This is a genomic window from Pseudomonas sp. SWRI81 (genome assembly GCF_014268545.1).
Taxonomy (GTDB): domain Bacteria; phylum Pseudomonadota; class Gammaproteobacteria; order Pseudomonadales; family Pseudomonadaceae; genus Aquipseudomonas; species Aquipseudomonas hamedanensis.
Genome location: NZ_JABWQS010000055.1, coordinates 1 through 18,745, shown reverse-complemented (window position 1 = coordinate 18,745; position 18,745 = coordinate 1). Strand labels below are relative to the sequence as shown.

Annotated in this window: 17 protein-coding genes and 1 pseudogene; 10 read left to right on the top strand and 8 right to left on the bottom strand. The window is 60.8% G+C overall.

The genetic code is table 11. The features are described from left to right. The first annotated feature begins 28 nt into the window (after window positions 1-28). Window positions 29-661 carry a TetR/AcrR family transcriptional regulator gene (locus tag HU765_RS24305; RefSeq protein WP_186623448.1) on the top strand — a complete coding sequence of 211 codons (633 nt, stop codon included), beginning with the start codon at window positions 29-31 and terminating at the stop codon, window positions 659-661. Between the two features lie 439 nt (window positions 662-1,100). On the opposite strand, the gene HU765_RS24300 is transcribed toward HU765_RS24305, so the two are convergent. Continuing rightward, window positions 1,101-2,042 carry a class I SAM-dependent methyltransferase gene (locus tag HU765_RS24300; RefSeq protein ID WP_186623446.1) on the bottom strand — a complete coding sequence of 314 codons (942 nt, stop codon included), beginning with the start codon at window positions 2,040-2,042 and terminating at the stop codon, window positions 1,101-1,103. 195 nt (window positions 2,043-2,237) lie between these two features. On the opposite strand from HU765_RS24300, the gene HU765_RS24295 reads away from it, so the two are divergent. From HU765_RS24295 to HU765_RS24285, 3 genes are all read left to right on the top strand, one after another. Next, window positions 2,238-2,651, top strand: a complete 414-nt coding sequence (locus tag HU765_RS24295; RefSeq protein ID WP_186552509.1) for a response regulator — start codon at window positions 2,238-2,240, stop codon at window positions 2,649-2,651. Window positions 2,652-2,706: 55 nt separating this feature from the next. Then, window positions 2,707-3,375 (top strand): HAD-IA family hydrolase, encoded by a 669-nt coding sequence (locus tag HU765_RS24290; protein WP_186623444.1) that lies wholly within the window; start codon window positions 2,707-2,709, stop codon window positions 3,373-3,375. A 119-nt stretch (window positions 3,376-3,494) separates the two neighbouring features. Beyond that, complete coding sequence (locus tag HU765_RS24285) at window positions 3,495-3,905, top strand: SRPBCC family protein (RefSeq protein ID WP_186623442.1); 411 nt, start codon at window positions 3,495-3,497, stop codon at window positions 3,903-3,905. Between the two features lie 312 nt (window positions 3,906-4,217). Here the strand turns inward: HU765_RS24285 and HU765_RS24280 are convergent, their stop codons facing one another. Beyond that, window positions 4,218-5,612 (bottom strand): HAMP domain-containing sensor histidine kinase, encoded by a 1,395-nt coding sequence (locus HU765_RS24280; RefSeq protein ID WP_186623441.1) that lies wholly within the window; start codon window positions 5,610-5,612, stop codon window positions 4,218-4,220. Continuing rightward, window positions 5,590-6,273 carry a response regulator transcription factor gene (locus tag HU765_RS24275; protein ID WP_186552591.1) on the bottom strand — a complete coding sequence of 228 codons (684 nt, stop codon included), beginning with the start codon at window positions 6,271-6,273 and terminating at the stop codon, window positions 5,590-5,592. The genes HU765_RS24280 and HU765_RS24275 overlap by 23 nt, the downstream gene beginning before the upstream one ends. 306 nt (window positions 6,274-6,579) lie before the next feature. Between HU765_RS24275 and HU765_RS24270 the strand changes: the two genes are divergently transcribed. Continuing rightward, the gene (locus HU765_RS24270) at window positions 6,580-7,509 is read left to right on the top strand and encodes a hypothetical protein (protein WP_186623440.1); all 930 of its coding nucleotides are present in this window, start codon (window positions 6,580-6,582) and stop codon (window positions 7,507-7,509) included. A 177-nt stretch (window positions 7,510-7,686) separates the two neighbouring features. Here HU765_RS24270 and HU765_RS24265 read toward each other — a convergent pair. Further along, a pseudogene (locus HU765_RS24265) lies at window positions 7,687-7,935 on the bottom strand (DUF6124 family protein); the annotation flags it as partial. A 122-nt stretch (window positions 7,936-8,057) separates the two neighbouring features. Continuing rightward, on the bottom strand, window positions 8,058-8,423 hold the full coding sequence (locus HU765_RS24260) for a hypothetical protein (RefSeq protein ID WP_186623439.1): 366 nt from the start codon (window positions 8,421-8,423) through the stop codon (window positions 8,058-8,060). Between the two features lie 489 nt (window positions 8,424-8,912). On the opposite strand from HU765_RS24260, the gene HU765_RS24255 reads away from it, so the two are divergent. The 4 genes from HU765_RS24255 to hcnC all read left to right on the top strand — a co-directional run bounded on the left by HU765_RS24255 (window position 8,913) and on the right by hcnC (window position 12,664). Next, complete coding sequence (locus HU765_RS24255; RefSeq protein ID WP_186623438.1) at window positions 8,913-9,452, top strand: hypothetical protein; 540 nt, start codon at window positions 8,913-8,915, stop codon at window positions 9,450-9,452. Window positions 9,453-9,691: 239 nt separating this feature from the next. Then, window positions 9,692-10,006, top strand: a complete 315-nt coding sequence (locus HU765_RS24250; protein ID WP_186552596.1) for a (2Fe-2S)-binding protein — start codon at window positions 9,692-9,694, stop codon at window positions 10,004-10,006. Next, window positions 10,003-11,412: a cyanide-forming glycine dehydrogenase subunit HcnB gene (hcnB, locus tag HU765_RS24245; protein ID WP_186623437.1), complete on the top strand. Its 1,410-nt coding sequence runs from the start codon at window positions 10,003-10,005 to the stop codon at window positions 11,410-11,412. The genes HU765_RS24250 and hcnB overlap by 4 nt, the downstream gene beginning before the upstream one ends. Further along, entirely contained in the window at window positions 11,405-12,664 is a 1,260-nt protein-coding gene (gene hcnC, locus HU765_RS24240; protein ID WP_186623435.1) for a cyanide-forming glycine dehydrogenase subunit HcnC, read from the top strand. Before hcnB ends, hcnC begins: the two co-directional genes overlap by 8 nt. Window positions 12,665-12,875: 211 nt before the next feature. Here hcnC and HU765_RS24235 read toward each other — a convergent pair whose 3' ends face one another. Beyond that, entirely contained in the window at window positions 12,876-14,684 is a 1,809-nt protein-coding gene (locus HU765_RS24235; protein WP_186623434.1) for a monovalent cation:proton antiporter-2 (CPA2) family protein, read from the bottom strand. Between the two features lie 249 nt (window positions 14,685-14,933). On the opposite strand from HU765_RS24235, the gene HU765_RS24230 reads away from it, so the two are divergent. Continuing rightward, on the top strand, window positions 14,934-15,848 hold the full coding sequence (locus HU765_RS24230; RefSeq protein WP_186623432.1) for a LysR family transcriptional regulator: 915 nt from the start codon (window positions 14,934-14,936) through the stop codon (window positions 15,846-15,848). On the opposite strand, the gene HU765_RS24225 is transcribed toward HU765_RS24230, so the two are convergent. Beyond that, on the bottom strand, window positions 15,838-16,608 hold the full coding sequence (locus HU765_RS24225) for a substrate-binding domain-containing protein (protein WP_186623431.1): 771 nt from the start codon (window positions 16,606-16,608) through the stop codon (window positions 15,838-15,840). The genes HU765_RS24230 and HU765_RS24225 overlap by 11 nt on opposite strands. Window positions 16,609-16,620: 12 nt before the next feature. Further along, window positions 16,621-17,913, bottom strand: a complete 1,293-nt coding sequence (locus tag HU765_RS24220) for an MFS transporter (protein WP_186551841.1) — start codon at window positions 17,911-17,913, stop codon at window positions 16,621-16,623. Between the last annotated feature and the right edge of the window lie 832 nt (window positions 17,914-18,745).

Sequence of the window (18,745 nt, the reverse complement as noted above, 5' to 3'; positions counted from 1 at the left end):
TCCACCTCGTTTTCAGGCCTCAAGCAGCATGGACACCGCCGATTTACTGGAACGCAGCTACCCCGGCCGCCGCGCCGAACTCAAGCGCGATATTTTTCGCAAGGCCCTGAACCTGTTCAACGAACAGGGGATCGAGGCCACCACCATCGAGATGATTCGCGCCGAATGCGACACCAGCGTCGGCGCGATCTACCATCATTTCGGCAATAAGGAAGGTTTGGTAGCGGCGCTGTTTTTCACCGCGCTGGAGGATCAGGCGCGCCTGCGCGATGCGTATCTGGACGCGGCGAAGACCACCGAAGAAGGCGTGCAGGCGCTGGTTTTCAGCTACGTCGACTGGGTCGAGCAACAGCCGCAGTGGGCGCGCTTTCAGTACCACGCGCGCTTTGCCGTGACAAAAGGGCCGTTCAAGGAGGAACTGGCCGAGCGCAACAAAACGCGCAATCTGCGTCTGCGCCAATGGCTGGCTGAGTCCGGGCGCGCCGCTGAACTTCAGCAACTGCCCGCCGAACTGTTGCCATCGCTGATCATCGGCCAGGCAGACAGCTATTGCCGGGCCTGGCTGGCAGGCCGGGTCAAGGGCAGTCCGACCGCCTATCGCGAAATACTCGCGCAAGCGGCATGGCACTCGATTCGCGCTGAGGCGCCGGCTGGGGACTGATGCGCGCAGAGCAAGCCCGCTCCCACAGGTTTTTGTGGTGTTTGCGGTTGTTGTGTCTAGCCGCGGTCAATGTAGGAGTGAGCCTGCTCGCGAAGGCGGTGGGTCAGGCGGCGGAGATGTTGACTGTGCAGGCCCCTTCGCGAGCAAGCCCGCTCCCACAGGTTTTTGTGGTGTTTGCGGCTGTTGTGTCTAGCCACAGTCAATGTAGGAGTGATCCTGCTCGCGAAGGCGGTGGGTCAGGCGGCGGGGATGTTGGCTGTGCTGGCGCCTTCGCGAGCAAGCTCGCTCCCACAGGTTTTTGTGGCTTCAGTGGCTGTTGTGTCTAGCCGCAGCCAATGTAGGAGTGAGCCTGCTCGCGATGGCGGTGTGTCAGGCAGCGGGGATTCTGACTGTACAGGCCCCTTCGAGAGCAGGCTCGCTCCTAGGAATTGCTGGTGTGTCAGGTGATGCGCTGGAAGACCAGGGCCTTGAGGCCGCTTTGCGGGTCGATATCGGGGAACTCCGGCGGGTTGTCCAGCCGCTGTTCGAAGCGCAGGCTCGGCGCTTCCTGGGTCACGCCATCAATCAGGAAGTCCGGGCCGAACGACGGGTCGTTCATGCAGGCCAGCACGGTGCCTTGCGCTGTCAGCAGTTCCGGCAGGCGCCGCAGGACACGCTGGTAATCCTTGGTCAGCAAGAAGCTGCCTTTCTGGAACGACGGCGGATCGATGATCACCAGATCGTACGGCCCGCTGTTGATCACTTTGCCCCAAGACTTGAACAGGTCGTGGCCGAGAAAACTCACTTTGCTCAGGTCGTGGCCGTTCAAGCGATGGTTGTCGCGCCCCCGGCTCAGCGCCGCGCGGGACATATCCAGATTGACCACATGGCTGGCGCCACCCTCGATCGCCGCCACGGAAAAACCGCAGGTGTAGGCAAACAGGTTCAGCACGCGCTTGCCTGCCGCCTGTTCGCGCACCCAGTTGCGCCCGAAACGCATATCGAGAAACAGCCCGGTGTTCTGCTTGCGCCCAAGGTCGACGCGGTACTGCAAGCCGCCCTCGACGATGGTCATTTCGTCGATTTCCTCACCGATCAGCCATTCGGCCGTGCTTTGCGGCAGGTATCGATGCTGGAACAACAAGGTGTGCGCGCCGCACTGCTGCCATTGCGGCGAAGCGGTCAGTTGCAGCAGCGTTCCCTTCAGACCTTGCAATTGCTCCGGCGCCGGTTCCTTGAACAGCGACACCAGCACCACGCCCTGTAACCAATCCACGGTCAGTTGCTCCAGCCCCGGCCAGCAACGTCCGCGGCCGTGAAACAGGCGGCGGGTTTCGCTGGGTGCTGCCGCCAGTGCAGGCAGCAAATGGGCGTGGAGGGTGGCGAGGGCTTGAGGGTTCATCGGTCAGGATCGGCCAGAAAAGGGCCGGCATTTTAACCATAAATGAGCGCTCGGGACGCTCGTTGCCGCCCGAAAACAACACCTTGTAGAAAACACCTGTATCAAAAATGAATTTATGCAAGACACGCTGCTCATACCAGATAAGCAGCGGATTCAAGCCGCTATTCGAAAATGTAATTCGGGGGAGTGCTGTTCATGTGCCCTACACCTACGTCGAGCGCGCACCTTCCTGGCGGATTGATTCTGGTTGTCGAGGACGATCCGTTGATTCTGGAATTTCTCTGCGAAATTCTTCAGGAAGAAGGGTTCAAGGTCGAACCGCAAATCAGCGCCGACGCTGCATCACTGTATCTGGAGCAGCATGCGGCGGACGTCGCGCTGTTGCTGACCGACATCACCATGCCCGGCACCCTCAATGGTGCCGACCTGGCCAATCTGGTCGGCGACCGCTGGCCGGAAAAACCGGTGATGGTCATGTCCGGCTATGAAACGCCGGAGACCTCGGGGGTCAAGCACACGGTCGCGTTTATCAAGAAGCCGTGGGCCATCGGCCAGTTGCTCGATTGCGTCGAGAGCGCGTTCAAAGCCAAGGCACCGCGCCTGCACTGACAATGCTACATTGCCGGGCTCATCTGCCCGGCCATCTGTCAGAGGATTTGCCCCTTTGTCTGCTAACACATCGGTTTTCGAGCGCGCCTTCGGCGCTTTCCTGTTCGACATGGACGGCACCGTCCTCAATTCCATCGCCGCCGCCGAGCGCATCTGGTCAGCCTGGGCCGTGCGCCATGGCGTCGATGTCGAGGCGTTTCTGCCGACCATTCATGGCGCGCGGGCCATCGATACGATCACGCGCCTGAACCTGGCGGGCGTGAATGCGCAGGAGCAAGCGGCGTTTATCACCGCGGCGGAAATCGACGATGTTGAAGGCATTGTCGAGATTCCCGGCGCAGCGGCATTTCTCAACCGCTTGCCGCAAGACCGTTGGGCCATGGTGACCTCGGCGCCACGGGACCTGGCCCTGCGGCGAATGGCGGCAGCGGGAATTGCCGAACCGGCGGTGATGATCACGGCTGAAGACGTACAGGCCGGCAAGCCTGATCCTGCGGGTTATTTGCTCGCTGCGAAACGGCTTGGCGTCGAGCCTGCGGACTGCCTGATTTTCGAAGACGCCGCTGTCGGTATTCAGGCGGCAGAGGCTGCGGGCGCTGCGCTGATGATCATCACCACTACTCATCAACACCCTGTTGAAACGGCGCACGCGACGCTGGCCAGTTACGACGCGCTACGTGTCGAGGTGGAGAGCAATGGTCGATTACGCCTGCAAAAAAACTGACATCAGATTTTTGTGGCGAATATCAGTTCGCCTTCGCGAGCAAGCTCGCTCCCACAGGTTTTTGCGCTGTTCATTCCGTTAAAATCCGACTATCTGAATCCTTCGAGAGAGAGGTTTTTATGCCAACAGCATCCGCAACCATTGACATCCCGGCCTCGGCCGAACAGGTCTGGCAATTGATCGGCGGCTTCAACACCCTGCCGGATTGGCTGCCGTTCATTGCCAGCAGCGAGCTGAGCGAAGGCGGGCGTGTCCGCACCCTGCGCACTGCGGACGGTGCCGTGGTGATCGAGCGCTTGCAAACCTTTGATAACGCCGCGAAGACTTACAGCTATTCAATCGAACAGGCACCGTTCCCGGCGAGTGATTATCTGGCAACGATCAAGGTCGAGGCCCAAGGGCAGGGCGCCCGGGTCATCTGGTCGGGAAGCTTTAACGCCGTCGGCGTGAGCGATGACGAAGTGGTGGCATTGTTCACTGGCATCTACCAAGGCGGCCTCGACGCCCTGCGGGCCAATTACCCAACCTGAGAACACCACAATCCCCCTGTAGGAGTGAGCCTGCTCGCGATAGCGTCGTCCCAGTCGATACCTATATTGACTGACCCGACGCCTTCGCGAGCAAGCCCGCTCCCACACTGTTTTGTGGCTGGCCGCAGAGGGTTCCGGCACCACCAGCCCTTGTGGGAGCGGGCTTGCCCGCGAAAGCGGTGTGTCATTCAGCGCATTTGTCGCTGACCCGACGCCTTCGCGATAGCGTCGTCCCAGTCGATACCTATATTGACTGACCCGACGCCTTCGCGAGCAGGCTCACTCCTACAGGGGTTGCGTTTCAAGTGGGGATCAGGAGTTTTCAATCAAACTCTGCCGACAATCGAGCAGCAGTTTCGCCCCGCCCAGATCGCTGCTGCCGACTTCAAGGCTGAAACCGTGCAAGCTGACAATCGCCGCGACAATCGACAGGCCGAGGCCAAAGCCACTGTGTGGTTGTCCGCCTTCGGTGCGATAGAAACGCTGGAACACCGCTTCACGTTCAGCCTCGGGAATCCCCGGGCCTGAATCGTGAACCTCGATGCGCGTTCGGCCGCCCGCGTTGACCCCGCGCAACATCACCGTTCCACCGGGCGGGGTGAACTTGATCGAGTTGCTCAACAGGTTCGCCAGCGCCTCGAACAGCAACGCGCGGTCGCCATTGAGGGGCGGCAGCGTTTCCGGCATGTTCAGCTGGAAACGCAAATCACCTTCCTCGGCCAGCGGCAGGTAAAACGCGTGTAACTCCTCGAGTAATTGCACCGGGTCGAGTTCGACAAAACCTGAGCGGCGCTGACGATCCTCCAATTCGGAAATCCGCAGCAGACCGCGAAAGCGCGCCATCAGCGTATCCGCTTCAGCCAGCACCAGATCCAGTTGTGCCGCCTCCTGCGAGCCTTCGCCCGCCTGTTGCTGCATGCGGTACAACTGCGCGCGCAAGCGGGTCAGCGGGGTGCGCAGGTCATGGGCGATGTTGTCGCACACGCCTTTGACTTCGTTCATCAAGCGCTCGATGCGTTCCAGCATGGCGTTGACGATGGCGGCGAGCATGTCCAGCTCATCGCGGCGATTGGACAGCGGCAGACGCTGGGCCAGATCCCCGGCGACGATGGCCTGGGCGCGGTCCTGAATCGCGCGGATCCGTTGCAGCGGGCGCCGTCGCAGCAGATGCCAGCCGGCGATCCCCGGCAGGATCGTCAGCGACACCCCCCAGAGCAACGCGTGCAGGATGATCCGTGTTACCGCAAACAGCGAGCCGTTGTCACGCAGCAGCACCAGCCAGCGACCGTCGCGGGTCTGCGTCGCCACGGCATCGCAGCTGTCGCTGGGCAGGGTCGGGTCGTCGGAGTCGGCGCACTCGGCGAGCATGTGGATCTTGCCGTCCAGCGGCAGACCTTCGGGGATTTGCTGGAGCGCACCGCCAAGGTACACGCCGTTGGCGTCGAACAGGCCGTAGGCGTCGATGCCGCGAATGTCGAAGGTCATGCTCGCGGCGAGGGCGTCTTCAAGCTGTTCGCCGCGAAAGTGCGAGAACAGATGCTGACGTTGCATCAGCGAGTGTTTGGCGAGCTTGTCGAGGTAGCCGGACACCTCGTAATACATGACCCCCATGAGGATCGCGCTCCACGCCACGAACAGTGAACTGTACAGCGCCAGCAAGCGGCTGCTGGAGGAGCGCCAGCCGTCAGACGGGTTCGGCAATGACATAGCCGGAGCCCCGTACCGTGCGGATCAGCGGCACGTGGCCGGCGGCGTCGATCTTCTTGCGCAGACGGCCGATGTGCACATCGATGAGGTTGGTGCCCGGGTCGAAGTGGTAGCCCCAGACTTCCTCGAAAATCATCATCCGCGAAAGGATCTGGCCGCTGTTGCGCATCAGAAATTCCAGCAGCTTGTACTCGGTCGGCAACAGCGTCAGCACCTGCTCGGCACGCCGGGCTTCGTGGCTGATCAAGTCCAGTTCCAGGTCAGCGACTGTCAACGTGGTGGCCTGGGTGGCAACGCTGTTTTGCCTGCGCAGCAACACCTCAACCCGTGCGGCCATTTCGTCGGTGGCAAACGGTTTGGTCAAGTAGTCATCGCCACCGGCGCGCAAACCACGCACGCGCTCATCGACATCGGACAGCGCACTGATCATCAGAATCGGCGTCGCTACGCCCATGGTGCGCAAAGTGGTGACAATGGCCAGGCCATCCAGCTCGGGCAACATGCGGTCCAGGGTGATCAAGTCGTAGTTGCCGCTGACGGCGCGATCGAGGCCTTCGCGGCCATTGTCGACCCAGTCGACGTCCAGCCCGTGGCTGCTCAGTTCGGCAACGATTTCCCGCGCGGTCACGGCGTCGTCTTCGATGGTCAAGATTCGAGTCATAGGCAGGCCTGCTGATCGGGTTAAACGCAATGGCATCATTTTGCCAAGAATTTGCCGTGACGCTTTAAATTAACTTTCATGTTCGGCCGGCGCCAACGCAAATTTCGCGCCTGTTTGCTTTTGTCGCCAATGCATAAAACCTGCTGTTATCCGGCTTTCGTTGCATTTTGCATGGTCTACAGAAATCAATGTTTTTCAACCGGTTGAAAACAAAGGATTTATTTTGTTCTGGCGACTGGCACGGTCACTGCACTTGCTCACATGACGAGTTGTAACACCATTTTTCCTGCCTGGAGCAGTACAACAATGAATAGATCCCCTGATGACTATTATCCTGCCTTGGAAGAGTCGAGCAGTGTGTCCGGCGTGTCTTGGGGCGCGATCTTCGCCGGTGCCGCGGCTGCCGCTGCGCTGTCGATGATCCTCGTGCTGCTTGGTTTCGGCCTGGGCTTTTCGGCTGTTTCACCGTGGGCCGGAGAGGGCGTCAGCGCCAAGGGCCTGGGCATTTCGACGATTGTCTGGCTGGCGGTAACGCAGATCATTGCTTCCGGCATGGGCGGCTATATAGCCGGTCGGCTGCGGGTGAAATGGGCCAACATGCACGGTGATGAAGTCTACTTTCGCGACACCGCGCACGGTTTCCTGGCTTGGTGCGTAGCCACTTTGGTCACCGCTGTTCTGGTGGTCGGTTCGGTCAGCAGCGCCGTCAGCGGCGGTGTGCAGGCCGGTGCCAATGCCGTTGGCGGCGCTGCCGGGGCGATGAGTCAGGCGGCCGGTTCTGCCGCCGCCAACACTGACAGCGATCAGTACGGCTACTTCGTCGACAGTCTGTTTCGCGATGACCGTCCGGCGGCCGTCAGCGATGACGCGGCGCGCGGCACCGTGACCCGCATTTTCGCCCAGAGCCTGGCCAACGGACAGCTCAGCCCTGAGGACCGTACCTACCTCGCACAGCTCGTATCGCAACGCACCAACCTGACCCAGGCCGATGCCGAACGCCGTGTCGATGAAATTTATGCCAGCACGCAGAAAGCCATCGCCGACGCCAAACTGAAAGCCCAGCAAGCCGCCGACACCGCCGCGAAAGTCGCTGCCTACACCTCGCTGTGGATGTTCGTCGCGCTGTTGGCCGGTGCGTTTTTCGCCAGCCTCGCAGCCACCTTCGGCGGCCGTCGTCGCGATGCGGTCGAGTACGTCGAAGTCGACACCTACACCACGACCACTGCGGTCCGTTAAAAGGAGAGTCCCCATGCGCTCATTACTGCTGTTCTTTCTCGGCGTACCGATCCCGATCATCATCCTGATCGCCCTGTTCGTGCACTGATCCCTCTGAGGCAGGATGCCTCTGCCGCTTTCACCTTCGGGTGGAAGCGGCTTTTTGCTTTCTGGGGCTGCCACTGCAGGTGCGGTGAATTACTCGGTAGGCACAACGTTATCCAGCGCCTTGTTTACGGCCAACTCGCCCAGCATGACCACTTGCGCAATGCCCAACAGGGTATTGCGCCGTGAGCCTTCGAGCCTTGCGGCAAAATCACCGAGCATCACCGTGGCGGAGGCCAGGGATTCGCACGCGTTGACCAGCAGGGATTCGGTGTCGGCTTGCGGGTTGACCCTAAACAGGGTGTTGGGGCTATAGGGCGTGGCGTTGATGTCCGCCGCCGGGTTGGGAGGTGTCTGTGACATCAGCTGAAACTCCGATGAGAGCCGCTTGAGCGTCCGGGTATGAGAATGCCGCGGCGCGTGTTGGCAATGAGGGAGCGTGCCCCCTCATGCCTCAGTGGCGGCTAGTTCGACACACGTCGGCTGTCGAGCACGCGATTGACCACCAGCTCACTCAGCATGATCACCTGTTGCAACATCAGCATTGATCGGCGCTGTGCCGGGTCGATGGCAGTGCTTATCTCGCGGGCCATGTCGTTGGCCGCGGCCAGCGATTCACAGGCTTCGACGAGCAATGTCTCCTCGTCCACCGTAGGATCGACGAGAAAGATCCGCCCGGGCCGGCGGGACGCAATCGTGGTCTTCGACGTTTTTGGGGGCAGATAAAAGTTAATGGCGCGAGCGGCGGCCTCTTTTATTCGTTGTGGCTCCAGCGTCGGGTCGTACGGGATCGAATCGTCTTCTGGCGGGTTTGGCGTTACTTTGAACATAGTTGACTCTCTACCTTGAAGGAATGAAGAGCCGTCACTATCGCTACCAAACGAAGGGTGGCGGCCACACGCGGGTTGGTAGACCGGTCAAGATAGTTAACCCCGGCGCTCACGAATGAGCCCCACGCATGGTCACCATATAGAGCTGCGCCTGAAAATAGAGGCCGCTTAGGGGACGCCATACAACTATCAAGAAACGGGCTACCAAACCCGATCACTGTTTTGCAGTGACAGGGCAACGATATATCCCGCCTCATAGTTGTGTAAGCCGGCGGATTCTGATGCACCCGTAGGCAGCGACGCAAGGCGTTGTAGGGTTGATGCAGTAACAGCGCGTGTGATTTAAACAACGTCGGTAAATTGCGTTTAGTCACTGCGCAATGCTCAGGCATCCCTGAGCCTTTTGCTTTCGGCGACTCAACAAAGCGACAATCCGCACCCGAAGTGCACCTCGGCTTCACCCCCATTTATTCATTAAGGAAGAACACGTTGGACAAGAAGGAAATCAAACGTCAGGTCAGCGAAATGCTCGATGCCGGCCGCTCGAAAACCGAGACGTTCAAAGCGTTCTCCGGCGGTGCGCTGAAAGACAAGGCGCTGGCGTACCTGATTGGCTCACGCCCCGATCCGGCTCTGCTTGAGCGTCACGCCGGCAAGATCAAAATCCTTCTGGGGCTGATCTATGTTCAGGCGCTGATCGGTCTGGTGGGGGGCTATCTTCTCGGGCTGACCATCAGCACCGGATTCGCCATCGGCCTCGGACTGTTGGCTGGCGGCGTGCCGTTGCTGTTCGCCTGGGGTTTTTATCGCAACGCGGCTCACGCTTACACCGTGTACGTGGTGCTTTCGATCAGCCAGGTGCCGCGCATGTTCAAGGGATACGGCGATGACCCGACCGGAACGGTGGTCGGCGTGGCAATCACCCTGGCGATGATCTTCTACGTCGCGTGGCTGAAAAACCTGTTGTTTCCCGACCTTGGTTTTTTCGGTGCGAAGAAGATCAAAGGCCAGTTCGTTTTCTCCAACTGATCGTTGAACCTTCCACCCGTTTCACTGGCCTGGATCAATATTTCTTCTGGCGATATCGCCTAACGTAAATGATCCAGGCCTTTGCTGAGGTATGAGCTACAGTGCTTTGACGCGCACCCTGTTGCGCTGACGGAGTACCGCAGCCGCCCCATGGAAAGCATTAAAAACGGGGCGCACGGTGTAGTGCAGCAAGGAGCTGGCGCAAAACTCCCCTGAAATTTTCACGGACGAACATCGCAATGAACTGCCTAGAAAGACCCTTCGATATCCAGCCCTTGGTGCAGGCGGACATGACTGTCCACATCAATGGCCAAGCGGTCAGCGCCGCCCTCGGCGAAACCGTACTCACTGTCATCCAGTCACTCGGCGTGCGGCAGATCGCACGCAACGACCACAATCAAATCAGCGGCGCCTATTGCGGCATGGGCGTGTGCCAGTGCTGCCTGGTGAAAATCAACGGTCGGCACAAGCGGCGCGCCTGTCAGACCGTGGTGCGCGACGGCATGCAGATTGAAACCCAGGTCAACCGCGTTGTCGGTCAGGAGGTCGTATGAGCCTGCCACCGGTGATTGTCGGCGGCGGGCCGGCGGGGATGGCGGCGGCCATCGAACTGGCGCGCCACGGCGTGCGCTGCACCCTGCTTGAAGAGGCTTCGCGCCTGGGCGGCGTGGTCTATCGCGGGCCGCTGCGTGACGGCGTGCAACTGGATTATCTGGGGCCGCGCTATTCAGAGGTACTGGGGAAACTGCATGGCGAATTCCATGAACACGCCGCGCTGATCGACGTACGCCTCAACCACCGCGTGGTCGGCGCTGAAGGTACCCAGGCGCTGGTGGTGCTGGACGACGAGGAGCAATTGCAGCGAATCGAATACCCACAGTTGCTGCTCGCGGCCGGTTGCCACGAACGTAGTGTGCCGTTCCCCGGCTGGACGCTGCCGGGCGTCATTTTGCTCGGCGGTCTGCAACTGCAAATCAAAAGTGGCGTGGTCAAACCGCAAGGGCCGGTGGTCATCGCCGGCACCGGGCCGCTGCTGCCGCTGGTGGCGACGCAGTTGCATGCATCCGGTGTGTCTGTGGCGGGTGTCTACGAGGCCTGCGCTTTCGGCAAAATTGCCCGTGAAAGCCTGGCGCTGCTGAACAAGCCGCAATTATTTCTCGACGGCTTGAGCATGCTCGCGTACCTCAAATTACACGGTATCCCGATGAACTATGGTTGGGGCGTGGTGGAAGCCCATGGCGAGGGCGAACTGAAAAGCGTCAGCGTCGCCCCGTATTCGGCGACCTGGGAGCCGGACCTGTCGCGGGTCGAGCGCTTCGAAGCGCAAACCCTGGCCGTCGGTTACGGCTTCATTCCACGCACCCAACTGAGTCAGCAGATGGGCCTCGACCACGGTTTCAGTGACGACGGCTACCTGCGCGCTCATGCGAATATCTGGCAGCAAAGCAATGCGCCTCATGTGCACCTGGCCGGCGACATGGGCGGGATTCGCGGCGGTGAAGCGGCGATGCTGGCCGGCAGGATCGCCGCGACTTCAATGCTGCTGCAACGCGGCGTGCTTGAAGAAGACTTGGCCCGCGTGCGCCGCGACCGTTACCTGAGCAAACTTAAAGCCATCGTGCGTTTCCGTGCTGCGGTGGATCGCTACACCGAACGCGGCGCCGGCCAGACGGCTTTGCCGGCGGCCGACACGGTGATTTGCCGCTGCGAACACGCGACCCGCGCCGACATCGATCGGGCGCTGGAGCAGGGCGTGCAAGACATCGCCAGCCTGAAAATGCGCACCCGCGTGAGCATGGGCGATTGTCAGGGGCGGATGTGCGTCGGCTATTGCACTGATCGTCTGCGCCAGGCCACAGGCCGCCAGGATGTCGGCTGGCTGCGCCCGCGCTTTCCGATTGATCCAGTGCCTTTTTCCGCGTTCCAGTCCCTCGGCACGGAGGCCGCTGCCCATGAGTAAGTTCTACGATGTGGTCATTGCCGGCGGCGGCGTGATCGGCGCGTCCTGCGCCTACCAGTTATCGAAGCGCAAAGACCTCAAGGTTGCATTGATCGACGCCAAGCGCCCCGGCAATGCGACCCGTGCTTCGGCCGGCGGTTTGTGGGCGATTGGCGAGTCGGTCGGCCTCGGCTGCGGAGTGATTTTTTTCCGCATGATGTCGGCCAACCGCAAGCGAGAAACCCAGGGCGCGGCGGTGGCGGTGGACGCCAGCACGCCGCACATCCTGCCGGAATCGTTTTTCGACTTTGCCTTGCAGTCCAACGCGCTGTACCCGGCGCTGCACCGCGAATTGAAAGACAACCACGGCATGGACTTCAAGTTTGAAAAGACCGGGCTGAAGTTCGTGATTTATGACGATGAAGACCGGCTCTATGCCGAGCACATCGTCGGCTGCATTCCGCATTTGGCCGACCAGGTGCGCTGGCTTGATCAGGCTGCGCTGCGCGAGGCGGAACCGAGCGTCAGCCATGAAGCACGCGGAGCGCTGGAGTTTCTTTGCGATCATCAGGTCAGCCCGTTTCGTCTGGCCGACGCCTATATGGAAGGCGCGCGGCAGAACGGCGTCGACATTTTCGTCAACACCAACGTCACCGGCGTGCTGCATCACGGCACACGCGTCACTGGCGTACAGACGGCCGAGGCGGGCGTGTTCCACTGCAAGACGCTGATTAACGCCGCCGGCGCCTGGGCGGCGGATTTGAGCGAGTGGGCCACGGGGATTCGCATCCCGGTGAAACCGGTGAAAGGGCAGATTCTACTGACCGAGCGCATGCCGAAAATCCTCAACGGCTGCCTGACCACCAGCGACTGCTACGTGGCGCAGAAGGACAACGGCGAAATCCTCATCGGCAGCACCACCGAGGACAAAGGCTTCGACGTCACCACCACCTACCCGGAAATCGCCGGGCTGGTGCAGGGCGCGGTGCGCTGCTTGCCGGAGCTTGCCGACGTCAACCTGAAACGCACCTGGGCAGGGCTGCGCCCGGGCTCGCCGGATGAATTACCGATCCTCGGCCCGATGCGCGGGGTGGAAGGTTATCTGAATGCCTGCGGGCACTTTCGCACCGGCATTCTGACTTCGGCGATTACCGGTGTGTTGTTGGACAAGTTGGTGAATGACGAGCCGCTGCCGCTGGACATCACACCGTTTCTGGCGGATCGGTTTGCAGTTGCGGCGGTCGAGCCTGCGCCCGCGCTGGAACTGGCCTGACTTCAGCAAGATTGATGTTGACTGTGCCGGCCTCTTCGCGGGCAAGCCCGCTCCCACAGGGTTTTTATGTCGTACACGAAAATCGGTTCGACTCGACCACTGTGGGAACGGGCTAGCCCGCGAAGGCAACCTGTCAGCTATTGGAGTGTTAGCTGACACGACGCTTTCGCGAGCAGGCTCGCTCCCACATTTAGATCTGTGCAAGGCAGGATCAGCTGTTGCGCGCTTGCTCTTCGAGCTGATCCGACTCAAACAGTTTGGCCAGTTCCGCCCGCGCTTCCTGGGCGGTCTGCAGGACTTTGGCGGCGTCGTCGTAAACGGCGTGTTGCGCCTCCAGCACCTGTTCGTCGTGATGCTTGAAACGCTTGATCCGCGCATCCGCCTGGGCTTGGGTGAGACCAAGGCCAACCAATGTACGCCGGCTCATTTCCAGGCTGGAGTAATAGGTTTCGCGAATCGCCTCCGCACCGACGTCAACCAAGCGATGCACGTGCTGACGGTTACGCGCGCGCGCGATGATTTTCATGTGCGGATAGAGCTTGTGCACCACTTCGGCGGTCTTGATGTTGGTTTCCGGATCGTCCGTGGCGATGACGAAATACTCTGCCTCGCCGACCTTCGCCGCGTGGAGGATTTCCGGGCGCATCGGGTCGCCGTAGAACACCGGCACGCCGCCGAAGCTGCGCGACAATTCGATGGTTTCCACCGAGGTGTCCAGCGCGACGAATTTGATGTTCTGCGCGCGCAGAATCCGCGCCACGATCTGGCCCATCCGACCCATGCCGGCGATCACCACGCGTGGCGCGTCGGTGTCGATCTGGCGGAACTGCTCCGGCACTTCCACCGGCTGCACTTTCGGGCTGACCAGACGCGCGCAGATCAACAGCAGCAGCGGCGTCACTGCCATCGACAGGGTGATTGTCAACACTAGCAAGTCATACAGGCGCGGCTCGAACAAGCCCTGATCGCGACCGATTTTGAACACCACAAAGGCAAACTCACCACCGGCCGCGAGGACGATACCGAGGCGAATCGCACTGACTTTATTCAAACCACCGGCCAGACGCCCGACGACAAACAGCAGCGGCAATTTCAGGCCGATCAGCAACAGGGTCAGGCCCAACACGGTGATCGGTGCGCTGAGCAACAGACTGAGATTGGCGCCCATGCCGACGCTGATGAAAAACAGCCCGAGCAGCAGGCCTTTGAACGGTTCGATCTGCGCTTCCAGCTCATGGCGATATTCCGAATCCGCCAGCAGCAGCCCGGCGAGAAACGCCCCCAGCGCCATCGACACACCGACCAGATCCATCAGCCATGCGGTGCCGATCACTACCAGCAACGCGGTGGCGGTGGACACCTCCGGCAGACCGGTTTTTGCCACCACGCGGAACACCGGGCGCAGCAAATAACGACCGCCGATCACCACCACCGCAATACCGCCGAGCACCTGCAAACTGTGACGGATATCGTCGGCGGTGCTGGTGTGATGGTCGACGCCGGCGAGCATCGGCACCAAGGCGATCAACGGGATCGCGGCAATGTCCTGGAACAGCAGAATGGCAAACGCCAGGCGCCCGTGGGGGCTGGTCAGTTCCTTGCGTTCGGCAAGGCTTTGCAGGCCAAACGCCGTGGAGGACAGCGCCAGACCCAGGCCCAGCACAATCGCGCTGTTCAACGGTTGGCCAAACACCGACAAGGCCAGCACGCCGATCACCGACGCGGTCAGCAGCACCTGCGCCAGCCCGACGCCGAACACCGATTTGCGCATCACCCACAAGCGTCGCGGCGACAATTCCAGGCCGATGATAAACAGCAGCAGCACCACGCCCAGTTCGGAAATATGCGCAACGCTCTGTGGGTTGCCGATCAGGCCCAGCACCGATGGGCCGATGATCACCCCGGCGAACAGATAACCGAGCACTGCGCCCAGTTGCAGGCGTTTGGCCAAAGGCACGGTGAGCACCGCCGCGAACAGAAACACGACAGCGGCTTGCAACAGATTGCCTTCATGGGGCATGGAAAGACTCCTGACTACGGGTACGGCGGGGGGCGACAAGGATAAGGGTTGAATCAATTTCAGATCCACCAAAGATCCTTGTAGGAGTGAGCCTGCTCGCGATAGCGGTGTGTCAGTCACCGATCATGTCGACGGAGATACCGCTATCGCGAGCAGGCTCACTCCTACAGGGGATTTTCGGTGTTGCTGTAATAATTTGCATCAATTGGTTACATTTATAACCCCTGCGAATCAATCCACGGAAACGCCATGGCCATTAACTTCGACCTCAACGACCTGCAAGCCTTTCGCGCCGTGGTCGAGCAGGGCAGTTTCCGCAAGGCCGCCGACACCGTACGCCTGTCGCAACCGGCGCTGAGCCGACGCATCGAAAAGCTTGAAGACGCCCTCGGCGTGAAACTGTTCGAGCGCACCACCCGCAAGGTCAGCCTGACCCAGGCCGGGCGCGGCTTCATGCCCAGCGTCGAGCGGTTGCTGGATGATCTCGACATTGCCTTGCTCGGCATCAGCGAAGTCGCCTCGACGCGTTTGGGCCACGTCACCGTCGCCTGTGTGCCCTCGGCGGCGTATTACTTCATGCCGCGGGTGGTCGCGCGTTATCACCAGCAGTTCCCACGAATCAAAGTCAAAGTCCTCGATTCCAGCGCTCACGATGTGCTGAGCGCGGTAGTCAATGGCGAGGCGGATTTCGGTCTGAGTTTTCTCGGTACGCAGGATGCCAAAGTCGAGTTCGAACCGCTTGTGCAGGAGTGCTACGTTGTCGCCTGCCGTCGCGATCATCCGCTGGCTGGACGCAATAGCGTGACCTGGGACGAGTTTTATCAGCAGGACTACATCGCGCTGGACAAAACCTCGGGCAATCGCTTCCTGCTCGATCAGGCCTTGGGCGGGGTGGTGCCGCAGCGTCAGAGCATCTGCGAGACGCGGCATGTGACGACCATGATTGGCCTGGTGGAAGCGGGGTTGGGCGTGGCGGCGGTGCCGCTGATGGCGATGCCCGGGCCGGATCATCCGATCCTGACGCGGGTGCCGTTGACCACGCCGCAGGTGATGCGCAGCGTCGGCATTATCAAGCGCCGGGATCGCACGCTGACCCCGGCGGCGTTGGAACTGGAGCGGCTGGTCGTGGAAATGCGCGTGCAGCCGCCATCGATCAACGCTTGACCGAGTCCAGTCCGGTGGCTTGCACGTCAGCCTGAGCGGCCGGTGCGGCAAGATAAGCGAGCAGGGCTTTGGCTTCTTCTGGATGCTCGGCCTTGACCGGAATGCCAGCGGCAAAACGCGTTACCGACTGCACCGATTCCGGGATCTTCGCGACGAAACTCACACCCGGCACCGGCAGCAATTCGCTGACCTGCTGAAAGCCCAGTTGATAGTCGCCCGTGGCAACCACCGAGCCCACCGGAATCTTCGCAATCATTTTCGCCTTCGGTTTCAACTGATCTTCGATGCCGAGTTTCTTGAACAATTGCTGCTCGATGTACACGCCGCTGGCGCTGTCGGAGTAGGCCACCGACTGCGCGTCGAGCAGGGTTTTCTTCAGGCCGTCGACACTGCTGATGTCCGGTTTCGGCGCGCCTTCACGCACCACCATGCCGATCCGCGAATCGGCCAGCTCGACGCGAGACGCGGGGTCGACCTTGCCCTGTTTGATCAGCTCATCAAGGGCGTAGCCGACCATGATCACCACGTCCGCATGCTCACCACGCGCCAGGCGATTGGGGATCGCTTCCGGTGCCTTGCCCATCGACGGGCCAAGGCTGGTGGTCAGCGTGTTGCCGGTGGCCGCGGCGAATTTCGGGCCGAGGATTTTATAGGCAGCGGTGAAGCCGCCGGAGGTCATCACGCTCAGTTCTTCGGCCTGGGCCGCGAGGTTAAACGCAAGGCCGGCGAGCAGGGCGGTGACCGTAAATAGCTTTTTCATGGCGAGTTTTCCTCAGGCCGCGACAGGTTGCAGACGACCACCGGCACGGCGGTACAGATAAAGCGTGGCGCACAGCGCGCACAGCGCACCGATGCTCATCCAGTAACCCGGCGCGGCTTTGTCGCCGGTGTACTGAATCAGGAAGGTCGACATCGCCGGGGTGAAGCCGCCGAAAATCGCCGTGGCCAGGCTGTAGGCCAGCGAAAAACCGGCGACGCGCACTTCCACTGGCATGATTTCAGTCAGCGCTGGAATCATCGCGCCGTTGTACAGGCCGTAAATAAACGACAGCCACAACAGCGACAGCAGCATGTGGGTGAAACTCGGCGCCTGCACCAGGAACGACAGCGCCGGATAAGTCGTGGCCAGCGCCAGTAATGACATGGCGATCAGCACCGGGCGACGGCCGATGCGGTCGGACAACGCACCGCCAATCGGCAGCCAGAAGAAGTTCGAAACGCCGACCAGCAGCGTCACCAGCAAGGCATCGGAAGTGCTCAGGTGCAGCACGGTTTTGCCGAAGGTCGGCGCGTACACGGTGATCAGGTAGAACGCGGTGGTGGTCAGCGCAACCATCAACATGCCGCCGAGCACCACGCCCCAGTTCTGGCCCAAGGTGCGGAACACTTCGCGCATGCTCGGGCGATGTTTGCGCGCGGTGAATTCTTCGGTTTCCGCCAGATTACGGCGCAGGAAGAAAATGAACGGGACGATCATGCAGCCGACGAAAAACGGAATCCGCCAGCCCCAATCGGCCACCGCTTGCGGCTCCATCCACTGATTCAGACCGTAGCCCAGCGCGGCAGCCACGATGATCGCCACTTGCTGACTCGCCGACTGCCACGCCGTGAAGAAGCCTTTGCGGCCCGGCGTGGCGATCTCGGCCAGGTACACCGACACACCACCGAGTTCCGCACCGGCCGAGAAGCCCTGCAACAGACGACCGATCAATACCAGCGCCGGAGCGAACAGGCCGATGGTTTCGTATCCGGGCACCAGCACAATCAATATCGTGCCACTGGCCATGATCGACAGGGTGACGATCAGACCTTTGCGCCGACCGACATCATCGATGTACGCACCGAGCACGATGGCGCCCAGCGGCCGCATCAAAAAGCCCGCGCCGAACACGGCAAAGGTCATCATCAGGGAAGCGAACTCACTGCTCGCCGGGAAAAACACCGCCGCGATCTGCGTGGCGTAGAAGCCGAACAGAAAGAAGTCGAACTGTTCGAGGAAGTTGCCCGAGGTCACCCGGAAAATGGCACCGGCCCGCGAGCCGCTCTGTGGGATTGAGGCTGTCATAGAAAAGTACTCCACCGCTTTTATGACGTGCGCTACGGAGAGGCGGCGCACGGTTTTTATTGAGGTGGATGGTGGCGCAGATGTAACAATCTGTTAATTGCATTGTTGGTATGGATTGATGCGTAGGGCGGATCAATCGATGGCAGCGGCGCAGATGAATGTAGGAGCGGCGCAGATGAATGTGGGAGCGAGCCTGCTCGCGAAGGCGTTGTGGCAGGCGATGATTTGTTCTGGCTGACGGGGGTACATATCCATTGCTGCGGTCAGGGCGGCTTAGGGTTCCGCCCTTACGGCGGGTCACCTTTTTCAAACGCCAAAAAGGTAACCCAAAAGGCTTGCTCCTGCGTTCGGCCCTCGCGGGCTCGGGTTCCTTCGCTCCGGGATTGATCCGGGCGCAGCGTATCCGGTTTGCTTCGCTGCACCTCCTTGCGCTGTGTTCGACTGCGTCGAACGGTCGCTGCGCTCCCACGCCCGGATCAATCCCTCCACTCAGCCTTCCGACGTCGCCGGTGGATCAAGATCAAAAGCAGTACTCGAGCTTGCGCTCATTGTTGAGTGGGGCGGCTTTGCCGCGGGCAACTGCGCTGCTTTGCTTTTATGTGGGAGCGAGCCTGCTCGCGAAGGCGGCCCGACAGCCGACCTGTTCTCGCTGATGTACTCGATTCAAACTGTAGGAGTGAGCCTGCTCGCGAAGGCGGTGGGTCAGGCGATGATTTGTTCTGGCTGACGGGGTACATATCCGTTTCTGCGGTCATGGCGGCTTAGGGTTCCGCCCTTACGGCGGGTCACCTTTTTCAAACGCCAAAAAGGTAACCCAAAAGGCTTGCTCCTG

Excerpts from the sequence above, each read along its gene's own strand:
- HU765_RS24220 (WP_186551841.1), bottom strand. The coding sequence starts at position 17,913 with ATGACAGCCTCAATCCCACAGAGCGGCTCGCGGGCCGGTGCCATTTTC.
- HU765_RS24295 (WP_186552509.1), top strand. The coding sequence starts at position 2,238 with ATGTGCCCTACACCTACGTCGAGCGCGCACCTTCCTGGCGGATTGATT.
- HU765_RS24305 (WP_186623448.1), top strand. The coding sequence starts at position 29 with ATGGACACCGCCGATTTACTGGAACGCAGCTACCCCGGCCGCCGCGCC.
- HU765_RS24230 (WP_186623432.1), top strand. The coding sequence starts at position 14,934 with ATGGCCATTAACTTCGACCTCAACGACCTGCAAGCCTTTCGCGCCGTG.
- hcnC (WP_186623435.1), top strand. The coding sequence starts at position 11,405 with ATGAGTAAGTTCTACGATGTGGTCATTGCCGGCGGCGGCGTGATCGGC.
- HU765_RS24285 (WP_186623442.1), top strand. The coding sequence starts at position 3,495 with ATGCCAACAGCATCCGCAACCATTGACATCCCGGCCTCGGCCGAACAG.
- HU765_RS24250 (WP_186552596.1), top strand. The coding sequence starts at position 9,692 with ATGAACTGCCTAGAAAGACCCTTCGATATCCAGCCCTTGGTGCAGGCG.
- hcnB (WP_186623437.1), top strand. The coding sequence starts at position 10,003 with ATGAGCCTGCCACCGGTGATTGTCGGCGGCGGGCCGGCGGGGATGGCG.
- HU765_RS24300 (WP_186623446.1), bottom strand. The coding sequence starts at position 2,042 with ATGAACCCTCAAGCCCTCGCCACCCTCCACGCCCATTTGCTGCCTGCA.
- HU765_RS24225 (WP_186623431.1), bottom strand. The coding sequence starts at position 16,608 with ATGAAAAAGCTATTTACGGTCACCGCCCTGCTCGCCGGCCTTGCGTTT.
- HU765_RS24260 (WP_186623439.1), bottom strand. The coding sequence starts at position 8,423 with ATGTTCAAAGTAACGCCAAACCCGCCAGAAGACGATTCGATCCCGTAC.
- HU765_RS24275 (WP_186552591.1), bottom strand. The coding sequence starts at position 6,273 with ATGACTCGAATCTTGACCATCGAAGACGACGCCGTGACCGCGCGGGAA.
- HU765_RS24235 (WP_186623434.1), bottom strand. The coding sequence starts at position 14,684 with ATGCCCCATGAAGGCAATCTGTTGCAAGCCGCTGTCGTGTTTCTGTTC.
- HU765_RS24270 (WP_186623440.1), top strand. The coding sequence starts at position 6,580 with ATGAATAGATCCCCTGATGACTATTATCCTGCCTTGGAAGAGTCGAGC.
- HU765_RS24280 (WP_186623441.1), bottom strand. The coding sequence starts at position 5,612 with ATGTCATTGCCGAACCCGTCTGACGGCTGGCGCTCCTCCAGCAGCCGC.